Genomic DNA, 20,197 nt, shown 5'->3' with positions numbered 1-20,197 from the left:
AGGGATAAGATGGACGCGATTGAAGTTAAAGACTTAGATGTAGCATACGAACAAAAATATATTATTAAAAATATGAATCTCGAAATTCCTAAGGGAAAAATTACGATGATTATTGGCTCAAATGGATGTGGAAAATCGACATTATTAAAAACAATTGCTCGTATTATCACACCTAAAAAGGGAGAAATCAAATTAGATGGTGTGAGTCTTAAGGCGCAAGCACCAAAAGAAATCGCAAAAAAAATGGCTGTCCTGCCACAAAGTCCGATTGTTCCTTCAGGCCTTTTAGTCAAAGAATTAGTCTCTTATGGACGTTTCCCTTATCAAAGTGCGATGGGGGGATTAAAAGAAAAAGATATTGAAATGGTAAACTGGGCAATGAAAGTAACAGGAATTGCTGAGTTTTCAGAGCGTTCAGTTGATAGCTTATCAGGCGGGCAACGTCAACGAGCATGGATTGCCATGGCTCTAGCTCAAGAAACCGAGATTCTCGTTTTAGATGAACCAACGACGTATCTTGATATGGCGCATCAACTAGAAATTTTAATGCTACTTCAAAAACTAAACAAAGAGGAAAATCGCACGATTGTGATGGTTTTACATGAGTTAAATAATGCGACGAAGTTCGCAGATTATTTAATTGGGGTGAAGGAAGGCGAGGTTGTTTTCCGTGGGAAACCACTCGACGTGATTACTAATGAGAATTTATATACCTTATACGGGATTGATGCAAAGTTACAATTAGATGAAACGGGGCAGTATCCAATCTGCGTCGACTTTAGTATCAAATAAGCTTAAGGAGAGAATATGTCAAATAAACTATACCACAAGAATTTTAACATCTTAGTTTTAGGGCAAATCATTTCGTTATTTGGAAGTTCGATTCAACGATTTGCTTTGTCATTATATTTATTAGATTTAACAGGATCGGCGAGTATCTTTGCAACCATTCTTGCGATTTCAATGATTCCAGTCGTTTTAATGTCACCAATTGCGGGAATTTTAGCCGACCGTGGAGATAAGAAAAAGTTAATGGTTAGCCTTGATATATTAAGTGCTATTTTATTAATTTTCTATTCAGTTATTGTCTTAAATGGGCAAGACAGTGCTTGGATGATTGCTATGGTAATGGTAATATTATCAGCTATTTCAACCATTTATCAACCTGTTGTGAATACGTGTATTCCAATTGTTGTAAAAGATGATCAATTAGTTCGCGCCAATGCGATTATTCAACAAGTCTCTTCACTAAGTAACTTCCTTGGCCCAATTTTAGCCGGAATGTTATATGGATTTTTCGGAATTACAGGTGTGATTACGCTAAATATGGTGAGCTTTTTATTCTCAGCTATCCTTGAGTTATTTTTAGATATTCCACATCAAAAATCTGAGGAAAAACAATCGTTTAAAACTGTGTTTGTGACGGATATGAAGGAAAGCTATCGTTATTTAAGATATAAAAATCCAATCGTTTTTCGCATGCTTTTATTCTCGGGATTTTATAATCTCTTTTTAGTACCAGTCTTTAGTGTTGCGGCACCTTACTTAATTAAAGTCACATTCGGATTATCGTCACAAGTTTATGGAATTGCAGAAGGAATCATTGCTCTTGGGATGATTATTGGAGGATTGATTATTACCGCGAAACCAACAAAATTCCACATCAAACGTGTACACCATTTACTGTACTTTACCTCAATATCAATGGTGATGATGGGAATCTCAGTTTACTTATTTCAAAACGGACTAAGCACAGCTCTTATCAGTGTTATCTTATTTACCGTATTTGGGATGATCATCATGGGAATTCTAGGTGTAGCCAATGTATTAAGTGCTGCATACTTATATCAAGCAACTGATGGGGCTATGCTTGGAAAAATTTTAGCCTTTGGATCAGCTTTTGCAATATTATGCATTCCACTAGGACAGATTCTATTTGGAGGCATGATTGAGATGTTGACACAGAACATTTACTGGTTGATTTACGTGGCAGCCATCTTTGTATTTGGAGTCACAATGCTCGTACGCTCAAATGTTTTACAAATTAAAGAAGAAATAAAAAACAGTTAGAGTTCATCTAACTGTTTTTTAATTTCTACTATTATTTCGATATTGAAGTGGGGTGCATTCATACGTTTGTTTAAACATTTTAATAAAATTACTACTATAAAGATATCCTGTTTCAGTTGCAATATCAGCAATACTTTTATCCGTTGTACACAACAGATTCGCCGCTAATGTCATGCGTAGAGAGGTTGTGAATTCTCCAATCGACATATGATATTGATGAGAAAATCCGGCTTTTAACTTTTGTGGATTTAATAAAACTATTTCACTCAGTGTTTCAATCGTTGGAGGGTTAGAAATATTTTGAGTTAAAATATCATGAGCCTTTTGAATACTTTTAATATCCCTAGCACTTAAATTAAGATAACGATCTTTCCCAATTTGAACCTTTCCATGATGAAGTTGCTTCGTAAACGTATTATCATCAGATTCCTCGACTGTCTGAATAATCAACGAAATACATTGTAAAATACAACTTTCAAGCATTAAGGAATCGAGCATATTTTTGTTGGATAAAGTTTGCATTGTTTGTAAAATAGACATGACTTCAAGTGGAAGATAATTATACGTATAGTTTGTTGCAAATCGCTCAAAATCAAAATCATTTTTTAATAAAGGGCGAATCACATCATTGAAATAATTTTCATAAATCGTGATTTCTGCACCATGAAAATGTTGTCCTTTTGTCCAATTCTGCTTCCCTTTTAAATCTTTTTCTACAACGAAAAAAGAAGAAGGTTTAAAAGAAGAAATGGGTTGATTATCAATTTGAAATTCTGTTGTCCCTTTGTGAACCGTTCCAAATCGAACAAGTCGCTGTGGGTTATCAAAATTTAATGTAAAATGATGGGGAATCGTATAATCAGCAATCCCGAACTCATAATAACCAGGGCGTTCGTATAATAAGAAATAGCCATTTTCAGGATGTTCAATATCTTTGAAAATTTTACAATACTTCTCTTGGAATGCCTTGAAATTTAACTCATAAAGGACCGCTTCTCGAAACTCCTCTGAAGAGTGAACGATTGTCATGCTAAAACCTCGCTGTCAAAAAAACTGATTTTAATTAAGTATAACATACTACAAAAGTCGTTTTCAAAATGTATCTTTAAATGATTGAATTCGATAAAATAATTGACTTTTTGTCTCTAAATGAGTTAAAATCTAATTATAAAAAATTAAATAATGAACTAGAACAAACGACACATGTAGTGCTTTGCACGTAAATCTGATTACGGTACAAGGTGACTTCGTGTGTCTTTTTTTGCGTTCTTTTACGAAAAGAAAGGAAAGATACTATGCCAAAAACAAAAATTCAAAAATTATTCTTTGCTGTACTAACTGTTTTTATTACAGTTCATTTATTCGTCTTTTATAACGTAGCCATTGAAATGGGAGGAATGTCAAATCAAGTCTTTGTTACTTCTTTAAAAATCGTTCCGATTGAATTAATCTTCGCCTTACTTATTGAAATATTTATTGCAGGTCCTCTTTCAGAAAAACTTGCTTTTAGTATGATTGATTTCAAAAAAGATAGCCAAGTGATTATTACAACCGTATTTATTTGCTCGACTATTGTCTTCATGTGTCCCTTAATGTCATTAGTTTCAACTATTTTATTCCACGGTTTCACAAGCGAACTAATTGCTACTTGGTTCCAAAATATTGTGATTAACTTACCCTTTGCTTTCTTTACTCAAATTTTCTTTGTTCAACCCTTTGTTAGATATATTTTCCGATTTGTCTTTAAACACCAGTTAGATAATGAAAAACAGTACGATACAAATGAAATTGAAGTCGCTTAAGATGAAAAAGTTATCCTCCTAATTGAGGATAACTTTTTTTCTAATACTAAAATATGACATCCAAACGGAATAAAGGGGGGATGATTGACATAAAATAAAGAGAATTCACAATTAAATAGTATTAAGCATGATGAAACGTGCTTATTCAAACCATCATTAAAACGTAGAGGTTGCGAAGGCTTAAGAGTACTAATAACGAGGTAAGCGCGATGACTTATTGGGAAAGGAAGATTCGCCGAAGAGATTAACTGACGCTTTAAGGTTAATTCTCTGGGGGTGCATAAAAGATATGCATCACTGTCACAAAAATCACTTTGTGGTGTGCTACATTTGAGGATATCCCAACCGATTTTTCGGTATATTAAAGGCCCCTTGAATGTATTCGAGGGGCTTTTTTAGTGCCTTATCAAAATGAAAAAAGGAGTCTAGGATGAAACTACATGGAACAATGAACATTGAAAATCAACAATTATTTATTGGAGGGGTAAGTTGTCAAACATTGGTTAACACTTATCAAACACCACTTTATGTCTTTGACGAAGCACTACTTAGACAAAATTGCAAAGATTATAGGAAGCATTTTAAAGTTGAGGAGCGAGGGAATCGTGTGGCTTATGCCGGAAAAGCTTTCTTGCCACTTTACATGTGTCACCTGATTAAAGAAGAGGGGCTTTATCTTGATGTTGTATCTGGTGGTGAACTGTATACTGCTTATAAAGCTGATTTTCCAATGGATCATGTTTTGTTTCATGGTAATAATAAGACATTTGATGAAATCAACATGGGCTTAGAGTATGGTGTCGGTGTTTTTGTAGTTGATAATTACTATGAACTAGAGACGCTAAATACAATGTGTCATAAACGTGGTAAACAACAAAATGTTTATTTAAGAATTACACCTGGTATCGAAGCACATACACACGACTACATTAAAACAGGACAAATCGATTCGAAATTTGGATTCACCTTATCGAATGGGGACTTACAAAGATGTCTTGAAGTGTTTCATAAGTATGAGCATTTAAATTTAATTGGTTTGCATGCGCACATTGGATCACAAATTTTTGATGTGAATCCCTTTTTAGATGAAGTTGAGATTATGATGACACTCGTAAAAGATATTAAAGAGCAATTTGGATTTGAGATTACTGATGTTGATTTAGGTGGAGGAGTCGGCGTTTATTACACAGAGAAGGATGCACCTAAATCGATTGCACAGTTTTGTGAGGCAATTTTAACAAAAGCCCAGACGGTTTGCGAAACTTTACAAATAGATATTCCAAGATTGATTATTGAACCAGGGCGCTCAATTGTTGCCAATGCAGGAAGTACTTTATATACGGTTGGGTCAATGAAAGATATTAAAGATGTTAGAACTTATGTTAGTGTCGATGGAGGAATGACAGATAATATTAGGCCTTCTTTATATCAAGCGGTTTATGAATGTGCCATTGCAAATTGGATGGAATCAGGAAACGAGCGTCATGTTACGATTGCCGGAAAATGTTGCGAAAGTGGGGATATCTTAATAACTGACGTTGACGTAAATAAGATTGAAAGTGGGGACATTTTGATTATCACCTCAACAGGTGCTTATGGTTATTCCATGTCCTCAAATTATAATAAAATTCCAAAAGCAGCAGTTGTTGCTGTGAAAGATGGTGAGGCTCAATTAATTTGTCGTCGTCAAACATATGAAGAACTTCTATCACTAGAAGTTTAAAGAGGTAAACAGGAGGGGAATTAAATGGGGATTTTAGTGCATAAATATGGCGGCACATCAGTTGCAAGTACGGATAAAATCAAAAATATTGCTAAAAAAATAGTCGCTGAAAAAGAAAAGGGACATGATCTGGTCGTTGTTGTTTCAGCCATGGGAAAAACCACAGATGATTTGATTGAATTATCAAAAAAAATATCAACTAATCCTGATAAACGAGATCTTGATATGCTCTTATCAACGGGGGAACAAGTATCCATTTCCTTATTATCGATGGCGCTTAAAGAATACGGTGTGGATGCAATTTGTTTAACCGGATTTCAGGCTGGTATCAAAACCCAAGGTCCTCATACAAAAAATAAAATCATTGATATCGACATTGAAAAAGTAAAATCGTATTTAAAAGAAGGAAAAGTTGTCGTCGTCGCAGGATTTCAAGGTATGAATGAAAAAGGTGACATTACAACACTTGGTCGTGGGGGTTCCGATACAACAGCTGTCGCTTTAGCAGCCAAACTACGAGGAGGATGTCATATTTATACGGATGTCGATGGAATCTACTCTGTTGATCCGCGTCTATATAAAGAGGCAAAGAAATTAGATGATATTAGCTATGAAGAAATGATGGAAATGGCGAGTCTTGGAGCTGGAATCATGGAACCAAGAGCTGTTGAAATTGGTTGTAAATATCAAATTCCAATTTATGTAGCATCTAGTCAGCATGATATCACGGGGACAACAATTAGGGGAGTTGATCATAATATGGAGGAGAACGTCATTACAGGATTAAGTATCAGTGACGATGTGTTAATGGTGACTATCAGCAATCTTGAATTTAAGGTTGAAAATATTGCAATAGTTTTTGAAAAATTAGCAGAAGCGAATATTAATGTGGATATGATTAGTCAAACGGGACCGATTAATGGGATCGTTAATCTTTCTTTTACTGCATCAACAGACGATTATGATGTCATCAAGGAAGTCATGCAACAACTAAAAAAACAGTATCAAGAAATTGACATTGAACTTGAAGATGATATTACAAAAGTCTCAGTGATTGGGGTTGGAATGTTGAATCAAAGTGGAGTAACGGAAAAAATATTTAGAATTCTAGCTAATCATCATATCTCATTTAGACAGGTAACGACATCTGAAATCAGCATTTCCTATACCATCAATAAAAAGGATAAGGCAACAACAGTTGCTGTTTTAGCCGGAGAATTAGGCTTATAACTTAGGGGAGTGATTAATTTGAAAAAAGTAAATGTTGCAATTGTAGGGGCGACTGGATTAGTTGGGCAAACTTTTTTAAAGGTACTCGAGGAGCGTCAGTTTCCGATTAATCATTTATTTCTACTAGCATCAAGTCGCTCGGTTGGAAAAAAAATCGAGTTTGCTGGAAAAGTTTACACGGTAGAAGAGTTAACACCAGATTCCTTTAATAAAGACATTGATATCGCGTTATTTTCAGCAGGTGGAAGCGTCAGCAAAAAGTATGCACCGATTGCTGCGGCTCATGGTATACGTGTTGTTGATAACTCGAGTGCTTGGCGAATGAATGACAAGATTCCTTTAGTCGTGCCAGAGGTTAATGCGAATGTATTAACGGAGGATGATTATATTATTGCAAATCCAAACTGCTCAACCATTCAATGCGTCGTGCCGTTACAAGTATTGCATAAAGCTTATCAAATTAAACGAATTGTCTATTCAACGTATCAGGCTGTATCAGGTTCAGGTGTGAAAGGATTAAGGGATTTAGAAAGTGATATTCAAGGAGAAAGAGTGTCATTTTATCCGCATCCGATTGCCTATAATTGTCTACCTCATATCGATGATTTTTTAGATAACGGATATACAAAAGAAGAAATGAAAATGGTTAATGAAACGAGAAAAATTCTTGGAGATAATAACCTAAAAATTACAGCCACCACAGTTCGAGTACCTGTTAGATTTGGACATAGTATTGCCATTAATGTCGAGCTTGAACACCCTTTTGAATTAGAAGAGGTAGTTGAAAAATTAAGAGCGGCTGAGGGAATTGTAGTAGTAGATGATGTTGCAAACAATGAATATCCACTTGCTCTTTGTGCTGAGGGAAAAGATGAAGTGTTTGTCGGACGAATTCGTCGTGATTTTAGTGTTGAAAATGGATTAAATTTATGGGTAGTTGCCGATAACATAAGAAAAGGAGCGGCGACAAATACCGTTCAAATTGCACAGCAATTATTAAAATACTTATAAATGTAGCTTTTTACGCAGAAAGAGTTGAACTAGGATGACTAAATTTATTGGAGCAGGAGTCGCATTAATTACGCCGTTTAAAAATGAGGAAGTAGATTACGAAGCTCTTCGCGCTTTGATTGAATGGCATATTCAAAATTCCACAGATGCCATTATTGTTTGCGGAACAACTGGTGAATCTGCCACGATGAGTGATACAGAGCGAAAAACGGTGATTAAGTTTACGGTAGAAGTTGTAAAATCTCGTATTCCGGTCATTGCTGGAAGTGGGAGCAATAATACGCCCTACGCGATTGAATTGAGTCGGTATTGTGAATCAGTTGGCGTAGATGGTTTGCTTGTCGTGACACCTTATTATAATAAGGCAACAGATTTAGGACTGATCAAACATTATGAAGCTATCGCGTCATCGGTTAAGATTCCAATTATTTTATATAATGTTCCCTCAAGAACAGGAGTTAATTTGAAACCACATGTAGTGAAACAACTGAGCGGGATTAAAAATATTATTGGAATTAAGGAAGCGAGCGGTGATTTTTCACAAGTTGCTGAAATCATGAGATTATGTGGTTCTGATTTTGCGATGTACAGTGGAAATGATGATATGATTGTTCCCATTTTATCGCTTGGCGGAGTCGGTGTAATTTCCGTCGTGAGTAATATTTTACCTAAAGAAACGCATGAACTAGTCATGAGTTATTTACAAGGTGATACGAATAAAGCTTTAAGGTTACAACTTGCGATGAAGTCATTGATTGATGCTTTATTTATCGAAGTAAATCCAATCCCGATCAAAACAGCTATGAATTTGCTGGGAATGAAGGCCGGAACTTTGAGATTACCTTTATGTGAGATGACAGAAGAACATGCAAAAATACTTAAAGAAGAACTTACAGCTTATGGAAAGTGGCACGAGGTGAAGTAACATGATTAGAATTGGACTTAGTGGATGTTTAGGGACGATGGGACAAATTATCAGTGAGTTGATTGAACAACAAGATGGGGTAGAGCTAGTGTTTGGAATTGATAAGCGAGCGGGAGAGATTGACGTTTTGTATCCAGTTTTCTCTTTACCAAAGGAAGTTAACCTCTCATGTGATGTCATCATTGATTTTTCAAATGCGGGCAATGTCGATGATTTAATTGATTATTGTATCTCGAATCAGGTGGCGGCTGTTATTGCTACAACAGGGTTAAGTGAGAAGCAAGAAGAAAAGATTAAAGAGGCAGCACGCATCATTCCGATTTTTAGATCGGCCAATACATCGCTTGGAATCAATGTGTTACTTGATTTAGTGAAGAAGGCAACAAGTATTTTAAGTGATAATTTTGATATTGAGATCATTGAAAAACATCATAATAAAAAAGTTGATGCACCGAGTGGAACAGCATATATGATTGCGAGTACGATTAATGAGGAGCTCCATCATTCGATGAAATATAATTATGGCCGTCAAGGAAATGACTCAAAGCGTTTAGAAAATGAAATTGGAATTCATTCAGTTCGTGGTGGAACCATTCCCGGGGAACATATCGTTATTTTTGCTGGCTTAGATGAAGTTATTGAAATCAAACATACTGCATTATCAAAAAAAATATTTGCAAAGCAAGCTATTAAAGCAGCTGAGTTTATTGCCCATAATAAACCACAGTTATATAACATGGGAGATTTAATGAATCAATACTAGGGGGGATTTTTTAGTGATGAAGGAAAAACAGTTATTAACTGATCCATATGAAATTGCACACTTTATTAAAGAAGCAAAAAAAAGTACACCGGTTAAACTTTATATCAAGGGTGACTTAGAAGGTGTGGAGTTTCCGAACTGTAAAGTATTTGGCGAAGGTCATTTTAAAATCGTATTTGGTGAATATAGCGAGATTGAATCTATTTTAGAAAAACATCAAGCTAAGATTGAGTACTATGAAATGGAAAATGACCGTCGTAATTCAGCCATTCCAATATTAGATTTGAAACAGATTAAAGCACGAATTGAACCAGGTGCTATTATTCGAGATCATGTGACGATTGGTGAAAATGCCGTTATTATGATGGGGGCTGTCATTAATATTGGAGCCGAAATCGGTGAAAATACAATGATTGATATGAATGCTGTCGTGGGAGCTCGAGGAACAATTGGAAAAAATGTTCATATCGGAGCGGGATCAGTCATTGCAGGTGTTCTTGAACCACCTAGTAAAACACCTGTGATCATTGAGGATGATGTGATGATTGGAGCCAATGTGGTTATTTTAGAAGGGGTTCGAGTTGGAAAGGGAGCAGTTGTAGCGGCAGGAGCTGTTGTAACGGAAGATGTCTTGCCAAATACCGTAGTAGCGGGAATGCCTGCCAAAGTCATCAAACAAAAAGATGAACAAACAAAAGACAAGGTGAAAATACTAGAAGATTTAAGATAATTTTTAGTCGAATATAAAAAGATTAATCTTAGGTATTATTTCTTAGATTAATCTTTTTATTTTATTTTCTTGCTATGGAGTTAACTCCATACCCTATAATAACTTTGTAATGAAATTTCTAATAGTTATAGTAGGTGAGAAAAGAGAGCACTTTATAGGAATTTTTGAAAAGGGGATTAAAATATGACAAGTGCTGAAGTTAGTAAAAAATATAATATTTCTATTGATACATTACGGTATTATGAGAAGATTGGCCTTCTCCCACCTATAAAGCGTGATTCTAAAGGTTATCGTGTTTATACAGAACAAGATTGTAATTGGATTTATTATATTAAGGTGATGCGAAATGCAGGGGTTTCGATTGAAGCCTTAATCGAATATTTCGATTTATTTCAAAAAGGGGAATCCACGATTAACAAAAGAAAAACAATTCTTTTAGAACAACGCGATCAACTAGCTAAAAAGGTTCAGGAGATGCAAGACACATTAGCCATGTTAACTCATAAAATTGATATTTATGAGGAACTGCTATTAAAGTTCGAAGATGAAAAGTTAAGAGGATTAGAAAATTAAGAAAGAAGGAATAAAAATGAAACAGGTGACATTAAATAATGGATTGAAAATGCCTATTTTAGGGTTCGGTGTTTACCAAATTACAGATTTAAAAGAGTGTGAACGTGCGGTATTAGATGCGATTGAAGTAGGGTATCGATTAATTGATACCGCACAAGCGTATGGTAATGAGGAGGCAGTCGGAAGAGCTATCAAAAAATCATCGGTTCCAAGAGAGGAATTGTTTATTACCACAAAAGTATGGATTTCAAATGCAGGATATGAAAAAGCAAGGCAATCACTAGAAGAATCATTAAAAAAAATGCAACTTGATTACATCGATTTAGTTCTCATACATCAACCTGTTAATGATTATTATGGAACGTATCGCGCAATGGAGGAAATGTATAAGGAAGGGAAAATTAAGGCGATTGGAGTAAGTAATTTTTATCCGGATCGTTTAGTAGATATTTGTTTATGCAATGAAATTATTCCAGCCGTTAATCAGGTAGAAGTTAATGTCTTTCATCAGCAAACAGATGCTCAGGAGTATATGAAAAAATATAATGTTCAAATGGAGGCATGGGCACCCTTTGCTGAAGGTAAAAACGATATGTTTAATCAACCTCTTTTAAAAGAGATTGGAACGAAATATGGGAAGTCGGTTGCACAAGTTATCTTAAGATGGTTAGTTCAACGTAATATTGTTGTATTAGCTAAATCAGTCCGTAAAGAAAGAATGGAAGAAAATATAAATATTTTTGATTTTGAATTAAGTCACGATGAGATGAACAGGATTAGTGAATTAGATAAGGGTGAAAGTTCATTCTTCTCACACTATGATCCAAATATTATTGAATTTTTAGCTAATCTAAGTAGATAAAGAGTCAGATTAAATTTAAGTTTGATGGTGTAATAAGACAGGTAAGACCCCTAAATCGTAAAATTTCTGATAATTTAAAATGGCAAACCTCAATTATTTAATACTAAATAATTGAGGTTTTTTTTTGATTTTTAATAAAAATATCGAGATGATGAAATCGACTTACGTTACACTATTGGCGGAAACGTTTTTAATTTTTAATCGCTTTCTATAGAAGAATAAAATATAATATGATACTATCATAGTAGAACTTATCGAAAAATGTAGTAAATTGAGTGAAGAGGTTGACAGATGTTTAATTACGAACAAATCAAAAAATTTACTGACGTAGAGATTTTAATCTATAACTATATCATGCAAAATTCTCAAAATATTCGTTATATGACGATTAGAGAACTAGCAGATGCGGTTCATGTTTCGACTTCTGCGATTATGCGCTTTTGCAAAAAACTTGATTGCGAAGGATATGCTGAATTTAAAGTGCAATTTAAAATGCATTTAGAAGAAATAAAAGAAAAACAACCATTAAACGATATTTCAGAAATCATACATTATTTTCAAAGTGTTAATAATGAGGAATTTGAGCAAAATATTAGTCAAGTTGCGCAATTAGTGAGTCAAGCCAAACAAATTATCTTTGTAGGGATTGGAACATCAGGAATTCTTGGAAAGTACGGAGCACGCTATTTTTCAAACATTGGAAAATTTAGTTACTTTATCGACGATCCATTTTACCCAAACATCGGAGGAATTAGCGATGATGCTGTTGTCATCATGCTATCGGTATCAGGAGAAACTGAACAGACATTAAACTTGGCCAGATTCTTTTTACAACAACGTTGTACGTTAGTTAGTATTACCAATAGTACAAACTCAACGTTAGCTAAAATGTCCCAATATAATCTATCGTATTATATGACCAACCAAAAAAATCAAAAAGAATATGATATTACAACTCAGGTTCCAGTCGTTTTTATTTTAGAATCCATTGGAAGAAGACTGACGTTAAATGCGTAAACACAGGCTATTGTGTTACGCATTTTTTATTGTCACAAGTTGTTTCGTTTTGGGAACAAATATCAAAGCGATGTTACAAATGCTTATCGCTTACAAAAATAATGACAGAAAGGGCTTTATTAAATACAATAGGTATGCAACACAGTTAGAGAATTAGATGGAGGTATTACAAATGGCAATCGATTATAGCCAAACGGCAAAAGAATTAGTTGCTGCCTTAGGTGGCAATGAAAATATTAACAATGTAACACATTGTGCAACACGTTTACGTTTTATTTTAAAAGATCATTCAGTTGTTGATAAAGAAACAGCAAGTAAAATTAAAGGAGTTATTACAACAGTAGAAGCTGGAGGACAGTTCCAAGTTGTTATCGGAAACCACGTTAAGGATGCGTATGAGCAAGTTTTAAAATTAGTTGATGTAAGTGAAGAAAAAGGATCAACTTCAACTGAAAAAGTAGGAGTATTTAGTAAAATTATTGATATTATTTCAAGTATCTTCGCACCATTCTTATACACATTAGCTGCTTGTGGGATTTTACAAGGAATCTTAGGGGTACTAGTTGCGTTAGAGTGGATTGATACAGCAGGTGGAACATACCAAGTCCTAAACTTTATTTCTTGGACAGCGTTCACATTCTTGCCAGTTTTAATTTCGATTACAGCAGCGAAAAAATTTAAAATTAATGAGTTTATTGCTGTTGTTATTGCCTGTGCGTTAATTTCACCAGATTATAATGCAATGGTAAATGACGGAACACAGTTAAGCTTCTTAGGAATTCAAATTCAGATGTTAAGTTATACATCATCAGTTATCCCAGTTATTTTAGCAGTATGGGTAGCCTCTTATGTAGCAAGATTCTTTGAAAAAATCTTACCAACTGTTATTCGTAACTTATTTACACCAATGTTTACAATTGCTATCATGGTTCCATTTACGTTATTAGTATTCGGGCCATTCGGAGCAACAATTGGTGGAGCAATTGGAGATACATACAATTACTTATATAACTTAAGCCCAATCGTGGCAGGTATTATTGTGGGTGGACTTTGGCAAGTATTAGTTATCTTCGGGGTACATTGGGGAATCACACCTGTTACAGTTGGAAACTATGCATCACTTGGATATGATACATTTACGGCACTTCAAGCATCTGCAGTCTTCTCACAAGCCGGAGCAGCATTTGGAGTCTTCTTAAAAACAAAAGATAAAGAATTAAAAGACGTTTCATTACCAGCCGCTATTACAGCCGTATTCGGAATTACAGAACCTGTTGTTTATGGAGTTAACTTACGTCTGAAAAAACCAATGATCTGTGGATGTATTGCGGGAGCAATTGGTGGAGCTATTGCAGGAGCATTCAATGCTGTATCTTGGAGCTATAACATGCCTGGTATTGCAACAATCCCTGCTTTCTTCAAGGCAGGACACATGACACCATTCATTGGTTTCTTAATTTCAATCGTTGTTTCATTCGTACTTGGTATGGTCTTAACAATGATCGTTGGATTTAAAGAGGATAACAAATAAGGAGGTAACAAACATGAGTCAATTACCTAAAAACTTTCTATGGGGTGGAGCTGTTGCAGCCCACCAAGTAGAAGGTGGTTACAACAAAGGTGGTAAAGGAATCAGCATCGTTGATGTTCTAACGGGGGGAGCACATGGTGTAGACCGAATTATTACTGAAACGATTGAAGAGGGAAAATATTATCCAAATCATGAAGCCGTTGATTTTTATGGTCATTATAAAGAAGATATTGCATTATTTGCAGAACTTGGATTCAAATGTTTTAGAACATCAATCGCTTGGACACGAATCTTTCCAAAAGGTGATGAATTAGAACCAAATGAAGAAGGGTTAAAATTCTATGACGATTTATTTGATGAGTTATTAAAATATAATATTGAACCAGTTATCACCTTATCTCACTTTGAAATGCCACATCATTTAGTTAAAGAATATGGTGGATGGAAAAATCGTAAAGTGATTGACTTCTTTGTTAGATATAGTGAAGTGGTCATGAAACGTTACAAAGATAAAGTGAAATACTGGATGACCTTCAATGAAATCAATAATCAAAAAAATTATAAATATCCACTGTTTGGATATACTTGTTCAGGCGTTATCTTCAATGAAGATGAAAATCCAGAACAATGCATGTACCAAGTCGTGCATCATCAATTAGTCGCAAGTGCTAAAGTTGTAAAATTGGGACATGAAATTAATCCAGATTTCCAAATTGGATGTATGATGGCTTGCGTTCCATTATATCCATACTCTTGTAAACCAGAAGACATGATGTATTCAGTAGAATCGATGCATGATCGTTACCTATTCTCTGATGTTCATGTACGAGGAGAATACCCATCTTATGCCATTAAGGAATGGGAACGTAAAGGATTCAATATCCACATGGAACCAGAGGATAAAGATATCTTAAAAGCTGGAATCGTCGATTACATTGGATTAAGTTACTACATGACAAATGCGGTCAAAGCAGGTGCGGTTGTAGAAGGGAATGGATTAGATGGATTCCCTGGAAGTGTGCCAAATCCACACGTTAAATCATCAGATTGGGGATGGCAAATTGACCCGATTGGATTACGTTATGCCTTAAACTTATTATACGAACGTTATCAAAAACCATTATTCATCGTTGAAAATGGATTTGGAGCAATCGATAAAGTCGAGGAAGATGGATCAATTAACGATGATTACCGCATTGATTACTTAAAAGCACACATTGAAGAAATGAAAAAAGCTGTCACTTTAGATGGTGTTGATTTAATGGGGTATACACCTTGGGGATGTATTGACTGTGTATCATTCACTACGGGTGAATATAAAAAACGTTACGGATTCATTTATGTTGATAAACATGATGATGGATCAGGAACAATGAAACGTATGAAAAAGAAAAGCTTTAACTGGTATAAAAACGTCATTCAGACAAATGGAGAAGAATTATAATAAAAAAAGGTGCTACCGTGTAGGTGCACCTTTTTTGTTACTCTGATTCTAAAGTAGTTCCAATGGCAGCTACAATAGCACCAAATGTTTGAATCCAACTACCGATAAAAATATAGATATTTCCTCTGATTTTAAATCCTTGTAACAGTTCGTATCCACCATATGCCTGTAAGCTATTCCCAAAAGTTTGTGTAAAGTTGCCGTAAGCACTCAGTAATTCTGCAGGATTGTTAGATTCTTTGAGTTCGCTAATACCAGCTAAGTATGCGCCATAGCCTTGTAAGAGATTTCCGACGATAATGAGTTGATAAACCTCATCTTTTTCAAGTTCTGATTGAAGGCTATAAAGGACTGCAAGATTTCCACTGGCTCCAATTTCGTTTCCGATTGTTCCAAGTAAAGAATCATTTCCTAATGCTTCAATTCCATTACCAGAAGCTTGTAGAATGTTTCCCCACTGACCTAAGTCGGTCACTAAATTTTGAGCCTCTTCCTCAGTTAGAAAATTTGATCCTAAAAAGGTGCCATCAAAATCAATGCCGGTAAAAAAGGGGGAAATCCCGAGGGATGCAACAACTGTTCCAGTTGCATCAATCCAGGCTCCAACGATTTCATCCATTGTGGTCTGTTTCATGCTAATCTCCTCCCTTGAACTCACTTATTATTATTCTAAGTCGCTTTAATGATTTAGAGCGTGTACAGGCCTACTTTTGAAGTAAAATTAAGACACAGGGATAGATTCTGCCACCAGATAGATATAATTAAAGAGATTTTTTTTAACAATGAAAAATCTCCTAATTAATGAAAGATTATGTCTCATACTGTCCATTAAAAAGCTTAAGTCGTGAGGGTAAAGATAAAAAGTAAAAAAAATATATAGATATATAGAAAAAGTCCACTTAATATATAATATTGAAAATTGAATGCGCTAACAGGGTGAATTAAAATAGAGCTATAGTTGATAAAACTTAATTCAAAAATAATAGTCCGTGGGGGAAAAATAATGAAGGATATGTTTTTAACGAAAAATAAATTACAAGCTCGTACCGATGAAATCGCATCTTATCGTTATCGAGAAGGATTCAGCTTAGGGACTTTAGAAATAAAAGAAGATGTATCAGGTGAAGTTAATCCAGCTTTAGTTCATGAATTTGATGGTGAAATTGCCATTGGAGATCGTTGGTCAGGTCGCGATAAATACTTATGGTTACATAAAAACGTAACAATCCCAGCAAACTGGAGCGGAAAAAAAGTTTTAGGAATTTTTGATTATGGAAATACAGGAGCCGGAAATAATTCCGGATTTGAATCGTTACTTTATGTGAATGGGGAACCTTTCCAAGGGGTTGATAGTAATCATAAAGAAGTCTTCTTCAAAGAAGAACACATTGGACAAGAAATTTCATTACAATTCCGTTTATGGTCAGGTCTTGAAGGTGGAGGAGTGCCAACATCACAAGAACACCGTATTAATTGTGCAATGATCGCCTGGTTAGATGAAAAAATTGACGATTTATACTATAATGCGCACGTTATTTTAGAAACGTTAGACATTTTAGATGAATTTAATCCTGTCCGTGCTAAATTACAAAAGGCATTAAATGATAGTTATAAATTAATTGATTGGTCATACCCAGGATCAGAATCATTCTATGAATCGTTACACGAAGCAAGCGATTTATTAAATGAGTTAATTGATCGCATTGGAAAGCATTCAGATATTCATGTCACTTGTATTGGTCATACTCATATTGACGTGGCATGGTTATGGCGTTTAAAACATACGAAAGAAAAATGTGCGCGTTCATTCTCAACAGTAATGCGTTTAATGGAACAATATCCAGAATATATTTTCTTACAAACTCAACCACAACTTTATGAATATGTAAAACATAACTATCCTGATTTATATGAAAAAATCAAAGCTAAAGTAGCGGATGGACAATGGGAAGTTGATGGGGGAATGTGGGTTGAAGCAGACTGTAACTTAACATCAGGTGAGTCATTAACGCGTCAAATCTTAGTCGGAAGCAAGTTCATTAAAGATGAGTTTGGAAAAGATGTTGAATATTTATGGTTACCAGATGTCTTTGGTTATTCATGGGCGTTACCTCAGATTTTAAAGAAATCAGGAATTGATACATTTATGACAACTAAAATTAGTTGGAATCAATATAATCGTATGCCGCATGATACGTTCCATTGGAGAGGAATTGATGGAAGTGAAGTCCTAACTCACTTTATTACAACACCTGAACCATGGAGTGAACCAGGATCTTGGTTCTATACGTACAATGGTCGTATTAGTCCAAAAATCGTTAAGGGAGTATTTGATGCTTACAGTGAAAAAGAGTTAACGAATGAATTGTTAATTTCTTACGGATTTGGAGATGGTGGAGGTGGTGTTAACCGTGATATGTTAGAATATCGTCGCCGTATTGACAAGATGCCAGGACTTCCAAATATTAAAACAGGAACAGCATCAGATTACTTTAAAAACTTACATGAAAAAGTTAAAAATACAGATTCATATGTTCATACATGGGACGGAGAACTTTATTTAGAATATCACCGTGGAACCTATACATCTCAAGCTTATAATAAGAAAACAAATCGTCAATTAGAATTATTATATCGTCAGGCTGAATGGTTAATGGCAATGGCAGGTATTGAAAAAGATGAATTAGCTGCTGTTAAACAAGATCAATTAACAGAAGGATGGAAAATCATCTTATGTAATCAATTCCATGACATCATTCCAGGATCTTCAATTCGTGAAGTATATGAAGATTGTCATGATGATTATGAACGTGCAGAATGTTTAGCGACTGATTTACAAGCTGAAGCTTTAACAACATTCTCAAAAACATCAGCTCATACTTGGACGATTATGAATAACATGAACTGGAATCGTACAGAATTAGTGACAATCGATATCAAAGCGGACGGTACTTGGTACGATATTGATGGTAATCTGTTAAAGGCACAAAAACAAGAATCAAGCTGGGTGGTAGAAGTAAAAGATGTACCAGCGATGGGATGGACAACTATCCGTTTTGAAGAAGGAACAAGTAAAGAAGAAGCATCTGTTTTCAATGTAACGGAAAATAAAGTTGAAACACCATTCTATATCATCACATTAAATGAAGCGGGACAAATGACATCTATTTACGATAAAGAAGCAGATGTTGAAGTGTTAGCACAGGGAGAACGTGGAAATGTCTTACAAATGTTTGAAGATAAACCATTAGCACATGAAGCATGGGACATCGATTTATTCTACCAAGAAAAAATGCGCGAAGTAACAAATCTTCAATCGATTGAAGTCATTAATCAAGGAGCACTTCAAATCGATCTAAAATTAACATGGAAATACATGAGCACAACAATTGTACAAGATTTAATTCTTTATGCTAATAACAAGCGTATTGATTTTAAAACATGGGTAGATTGGCGTGAACGTAAACAATTATTAAAAGTTGCCTTCCCGGTCAATGTTCGTGCGACTTATGCAACGTATGATATTCAATACGGAAACGTGCGTCGTGCAACGAACTGGAATACAAGTTGGGAACAAGCGCGTTTTGAAACAGTCGCTCATAAATGGGTAGACTTATCAGAACGTGGATATGGAGTTAGCTTAATGAATGATTGTAAATACGGTCATGACATTAAAGATAATGTGATGCGTTTAACCTTATTAAAAGCAGCTACTCATCCAGACGTAGAACAAGATCAAGGTGAACATGAATTCACATACTCATTATTACCACATATCGGGGATTGGGTAGACGTTGATACAGAAAAGGCATCATGGGCGATTAATCAACCCTTACAAGCCATTGAAAAAGATTTAGGAACACGTCAATTCATGACCGTAGATAGTGACCAAGTTATTGTAGATGCCATCAAACGTAGTGAAGATGGAGAATACTTAGTGGTTCGAATACATGAATACACAGGTGGAAAAGATAACGTCACTGTATCACTTAACTTTGATGTTAAAGCATGGGCAGAAGCGGATTTACGCGAACGTTCAATTGAAGAATTTAAATCAACACCAATTGAATTAAAAGTAAAACCATATGAAATCAAAACAATTTTAATTAAAGCATAACAAAAAAGTCCTTAACCGCTAGACAGTCTAGTCGTTAAGGACAATTTTTATGAGGAGAATGATGAGATGTTAGAAACTAAAGTGAAAAGGTATCAATACGGTAACCCATTTCAAACTGATGCCGTCGTCATCAAACTGCCAATCTATCACGAACCCTTACAAAAACTATCGCATGAAAATGGGAATTTTATCTACAAATTAGAAAAAGGGGCTGCCGTTTATGGGCTTGGGGAAAGTGTGCGCGGAATTAATAAACGCGGTTGGTTTTACACAAGTTTTTGTACGGATGATGATATGCATACTGAAAATAAACACGCCCTTTACGGATCACATAACTTTTTAATTTGCAATGAATCACAACCATTCGGAATTTTTATCGATTATCCTGGAAAAGTTCAT

General features: G+C 35.0%; 17 protein-coding genes, 1 pseudogene and 1 riboswitch. Of the genes and pseudogenes, 16 read left to right on the top strand and 2 right to left on the bottom strand.

Annotated features, from left to right (window positions below; translation table 11 throughout):
• The first annotated feature begins 9 nt into the window (after positions 1-9).
• Together QWC74_RS07410 and QWC74_RS07405 are read left to right on the top strand one after the other, a co-directional pair.
• Positions 10-792 (top strand): ABC transporter ATP-binding protein, encoded by a 783-nt coding sequence (locus QWC74_RS07410; RefSeq protein ID WP_006784786.1) that lies wholly within the window; start codon positions 10-12, stop codon positions 790-792.
• Between the two features lie 15 nt (positions 793-807).
• Positions 808-2,070 (top strand): MFS transporter, encoded by a 1,263-nt coding sequence (locus QWC74_RS07405; protein ID WP_006784785.1) that lies wholly within the window; start codon positions 808-810, stop codon positions 2,068-2,070.
• Positions 2,071-2,088: 18 nt separating this feature from the next.
• On the opposite strand, the gene QWC74_RS07400 is transcribed toward QWC74_RS07405, so the two are convergent.
• Positions 2,089-3,099, bottom strand: a complete 1,011-nt coding sequence (locus QWC74_RS07400; protein ID WP_006784784.1) for a helix-turn-helix transcriptional regulator — start codon at positions 3,097-3,099, stop codon at positions 2,089-2,091.
• Between the two features lie 266 nt (positions 3,100-3,365).
• Here QWC74_RS07400 and QWC74_RS07395 point away from each other — a divergent pair, with 266 nt between their 5' ends.
• From QWC74_RS07395 to QWC74_RS07340, 12 genes are all read left to right on the top strand, one after another.
• Positions 3,366-3,872, top strand: a complete 507-nt coding sequence (locus QWC74_RS07395) for a DUF2798 domain-containing protein (protein ID WP_006784783.1) — start codon at positions 3,366-3,368, stop codon at positions 3,870-3,872.
• A 156-nt stretch (positions 3,873-4,028) separates the two neighbouring features.
• Positions 4,029-4,207, top strand: a riboswitch (Lysine riboswitch).
• Between the two features lie 95 nt (positions 4,208-4,302).
• A complete protein-coding gene (gene lysA, locus QWC74_RS07390) occupies positions 4,303-5,595 on the top strand; it encodes a diaminopimelate decarboxylase (RefSeq protein ID WP_006784782.1) in 1,293 nt (430 codons plus the stop codon).
• Positions 5,596-5,619: 24 nt separating this feature from the next.
• A complete protein-coding gene (locus tag QWC74_RS07385; protein ID WP_006784781.1) occupies positions 5,620-6,825 on the top strand; it encodes an aspartate kinase in 1,206 nt (401 codons plus the stop codon).
• Between the two features lie 18 nt (positions 6,826-6,843).
• Positions 6,844-7,836 carry an aspartate-semialdehyde dehydrogenase gene (locus QWC74_RS07380; protein WP_006784780.1) on the top strand — a complete coding sequence of 331 codons (993 nt, stop codon included), beginning with the start codon at positions 6,844-6,846 and terminating at the stop codon, positions 7,834-7,836.
• A 34-nt stretch (positions 7,837-7,870) separates the two neighbouring features.
• Complete coding sequence (gene dapA, locus QWC74_RS07375) at positions 7,871-8,761, top strand: 4-hydroxy-tetrahydrodipicolinate synthase (protein WP_006784779.1); 891 nt, start codon at positions 7,871-7,873, stop codon at positions 8,759-8,761.
• Position 8,762: 1 nt separating this feature from the next.
• A complete protein-coding gene (gene dapB, locus QWC74_RS07370; protein WP_006784778.1) occupies positions 8,763-9,524 on the top strand; it encodes a 4-hydroxy-tetrahydrodipicolinate reductase in 762 nt (253 codons plus the stop codon).
• 16 nt (positions 9,525-9,540) lie between these two features.
• Positions 9,541-10,254: a 2,3,4,5-tetrahydropyridine-2,6-dicarboxylate N-acetyltransferase gene (gene dapD, locus QWC74_RS07365; RefSeq protein ID WP_040763978.1), complete on the top strand. Its 714-nt coding sequence runs from the start codon at positions 9,541-9,543 to the stop codon at positions 10,252-10,254.
• Positions 10,255-10,437: 183 nt separating this feature from the next.
• Positions 10,438-10,827 (top strand): MerR family transcriptional regulator, encoded by a 390-nt coding sequence (locus tag QWC74_RS07360; protein ID WP_006784776.1) that lies wholly within the window; start codon positions 10,438-10,440, stop codon positions 10,825-10,827.
• A 16-nt stretch (positions 10,828-10,843) separates the two neighbouring features.
• Positions 10,844-11,689, top strand: a complete 846-nt coding sequence (locus QWC74_RS07355) for an aldo/keto reductase (RefSeq protein WP_006784775.1) — start codon at positions 10,844-10,846, stop codon at positions 11,687-11,689.
• 291 nt (positions 11,690-11,980) lie between these two features.
• A complete protein-coding gene (locus QWC74_RS07350; RefSeq protein ID WP_006784774.1) occupies positions 11,981-12,706 on the top strand; it encodes a MurR/RpiR family transcriptional regulator in 726 nt (241 codons plus the stop codon).
• A gap of 172 nt (positions 12,707-12,878) precedes the next feature.
• Positions 12,879-14,237 carry a PTS transporter subunit EIIC gene (locus QWC74_RS07345; RefSeq protein ID WP_006784773.1) on the top strand — a complete coding sequence of 453 codons (1,359 nt, stop codon included), beginning with the start codon at positions 12,879-12,881 and terminating at the stop codon, positions 14,235-14,237.
• Between the two features lie 13 nt (positions 14,238-14,250).
• On the top strand, positions 14,251-15,681 hold the full coding sequence (locus QWC74_RS07340) for a 6-phospho-beta-glucosidase (protein WP_006784772.1): 1,431 nt from the start codon (positions 14,251-14,253) through the stop codon (positions 15,679-15,681).
• 37 nt (positions 15,682-15,718) lie between these two features.
• On the opposite strand, the gene QWC74_RS07335 is transcribed toward QWC74_RS07340, so the two are convergent.
• Positions 15,719-16,315, bottom strand: coding sequence for a hypothetical protein (locus QWC74_RS07335; RefSeq protein WP_006784771.1), 597 nt, complete (start codon positions 16,313-16,315; stop codon positions 15,719-15,721).
• A gap of 369 nt (positions 16,316-16,684) precedes the next feature.
• Between QWC74_RS07335 and QWC74_RS07330 the strand changes: the two genes are divergently transcribed.
• Both QWC74_RS07330 and QWC74_RS07325 read left to right on the top strand, forming a co-directional pair.
• Positions 16,685-19,798, top strand: a complete 3,114-nt coding sequence (locus QWC74_RS07330; protein ID WP_006784770.1) for an alpha-mannosidase — start codon at positions 16,685-16,687, stop codon at positions 19,796-19,798.
• 66 nt (positions 19,799-19,864) lie between these two features.
• Positions 19,865-20,197: pseudogene (locus tag QWC74_RS07325) on the top strand (alpha-glucosidase); the annotation flags it as partial.

The organism is uncultured Turicibacter sp., from assembly GCF_938044715.1.
Taxonomy (GTDB): Bacteria; Bacillota_I; Bacilli_A; order MOL361; family Turicibacteraceae; genus Turicibacter; species Turicibacter sanguinis.
This window is presented reverse-complemented; position numbering and strand designations above follow the sequence as displayed.

Excerpts from the sequence above, each read along its gene's own strand:
- QWC74_RS07345 (WP_006784773.1), top strand. The coding sequence starts at position 12,879 with ATGGCAATCGATTATAGCCAAACGGCAAAAGAATTAGTTGCTGCCTTA.
- dapA (WP_006784779.1), top strand. The coding sequence starts at position 7,871 with ATGACTAAATTTATTGGAGCAGGAGTCGCATTAATTACGCCGTTTAAA.
- QWC74_RS07400 (WP_006784784.1), bottom strand. The coding sequence starts at position 3,099 with ATGACAATCGTTCACTCTTCAGAGGAGTTTCGAGAAGCGGTCCTTTAT.
- QWC74_RS07405 (WP_006784785.1), top strand. The coding sequence starts at position 808 with ATGTCAAATAAACTATACCACAAGAATTTTAACATCTTAGTTTTAGGG.
- QWC74_RS07330 (WP_006784770.1), top strand. The coding sequence starts at position 16,685 with ATGAAGGATATGTTTTTAACGAAAAATAAATTACAAGCTCGTACCGAT.
- QWC74_RS07335 (WP_006784771.1), bottom strand. The coding sequence starts at position 16,315 with ATGAAACAGACCACAATGGATGAAATCGTTGGAGCCTGGATTGATGCA.
- lysA (WP_006784782.1), top strand. The coding sequence starts at position 4,303 with ATGAAACTACATGGAACAATGAACATTGAAAATCAACAATTATTTATT.
- QWC74_RS07360 (WP_006784776.1), top strand. The coding sequence starts at position 10,438 with ATGACAAGTGCTGAAGTTAGTAAAAAATATAATATTTCTATTGATACA.
- dapB (WP_006784778.1), top strand. The coding sequence starts at position 8,763 with ATGATTAGAATTGGACTTAGTGGATGTTTAGGGACGATGGGACAAATT.
- QWC74_RS07410 (WP_006784786.1), top strand. The coding sequence starts at position 10 with ATGGACGCGATTGAAGTTAAAGACTTAGATGTAGCATACGAACAAAAA.
- dapD (WP_040763978.1), top strand. The coding sequence starts at position 9,541 with ATGAAGGAAAAACAGTTATTAACTGATCCATATGAAATTGCACACTTT.
- QWC74_RS07340 (WP_006784772.1), top strand. The coding sequence starts at position 14,251 with ATGAGTCAATTACCTAAAAACTTTCTATGGGGTGGAGCTGTTGCAGCC.
- QWC74_RS07385 (WP_006784781.1), top strand. The coding sequence starts at position 5,620 with ATGGGGATTTTAGTGCATAAATATGGCGGCACATCAGTTGCAAGTACG.
- QWC74_RS07395 (WP_006784783.1), top strand. The coding sequence starts at position 3,366 with ATGCCAAAAACAAAAATTCAAAAATTATTCTTTGCTGTACTAACTGTT.
- QWC74_RS07355 (WP_006784775.1), top strand. The coding sequence starts at position 10,844 with ATGAAACAGGTGACATTAAATAATGGATTGAAAATGCCTATTTTAGGG.
- QWC74_RS07350 (WP_006784774.1), top strand. The coding sequence starts at position 11,981 with ATGTTTAATTACGAACAAATCAAAAAATTTACTGACGTAGAGATTTTA.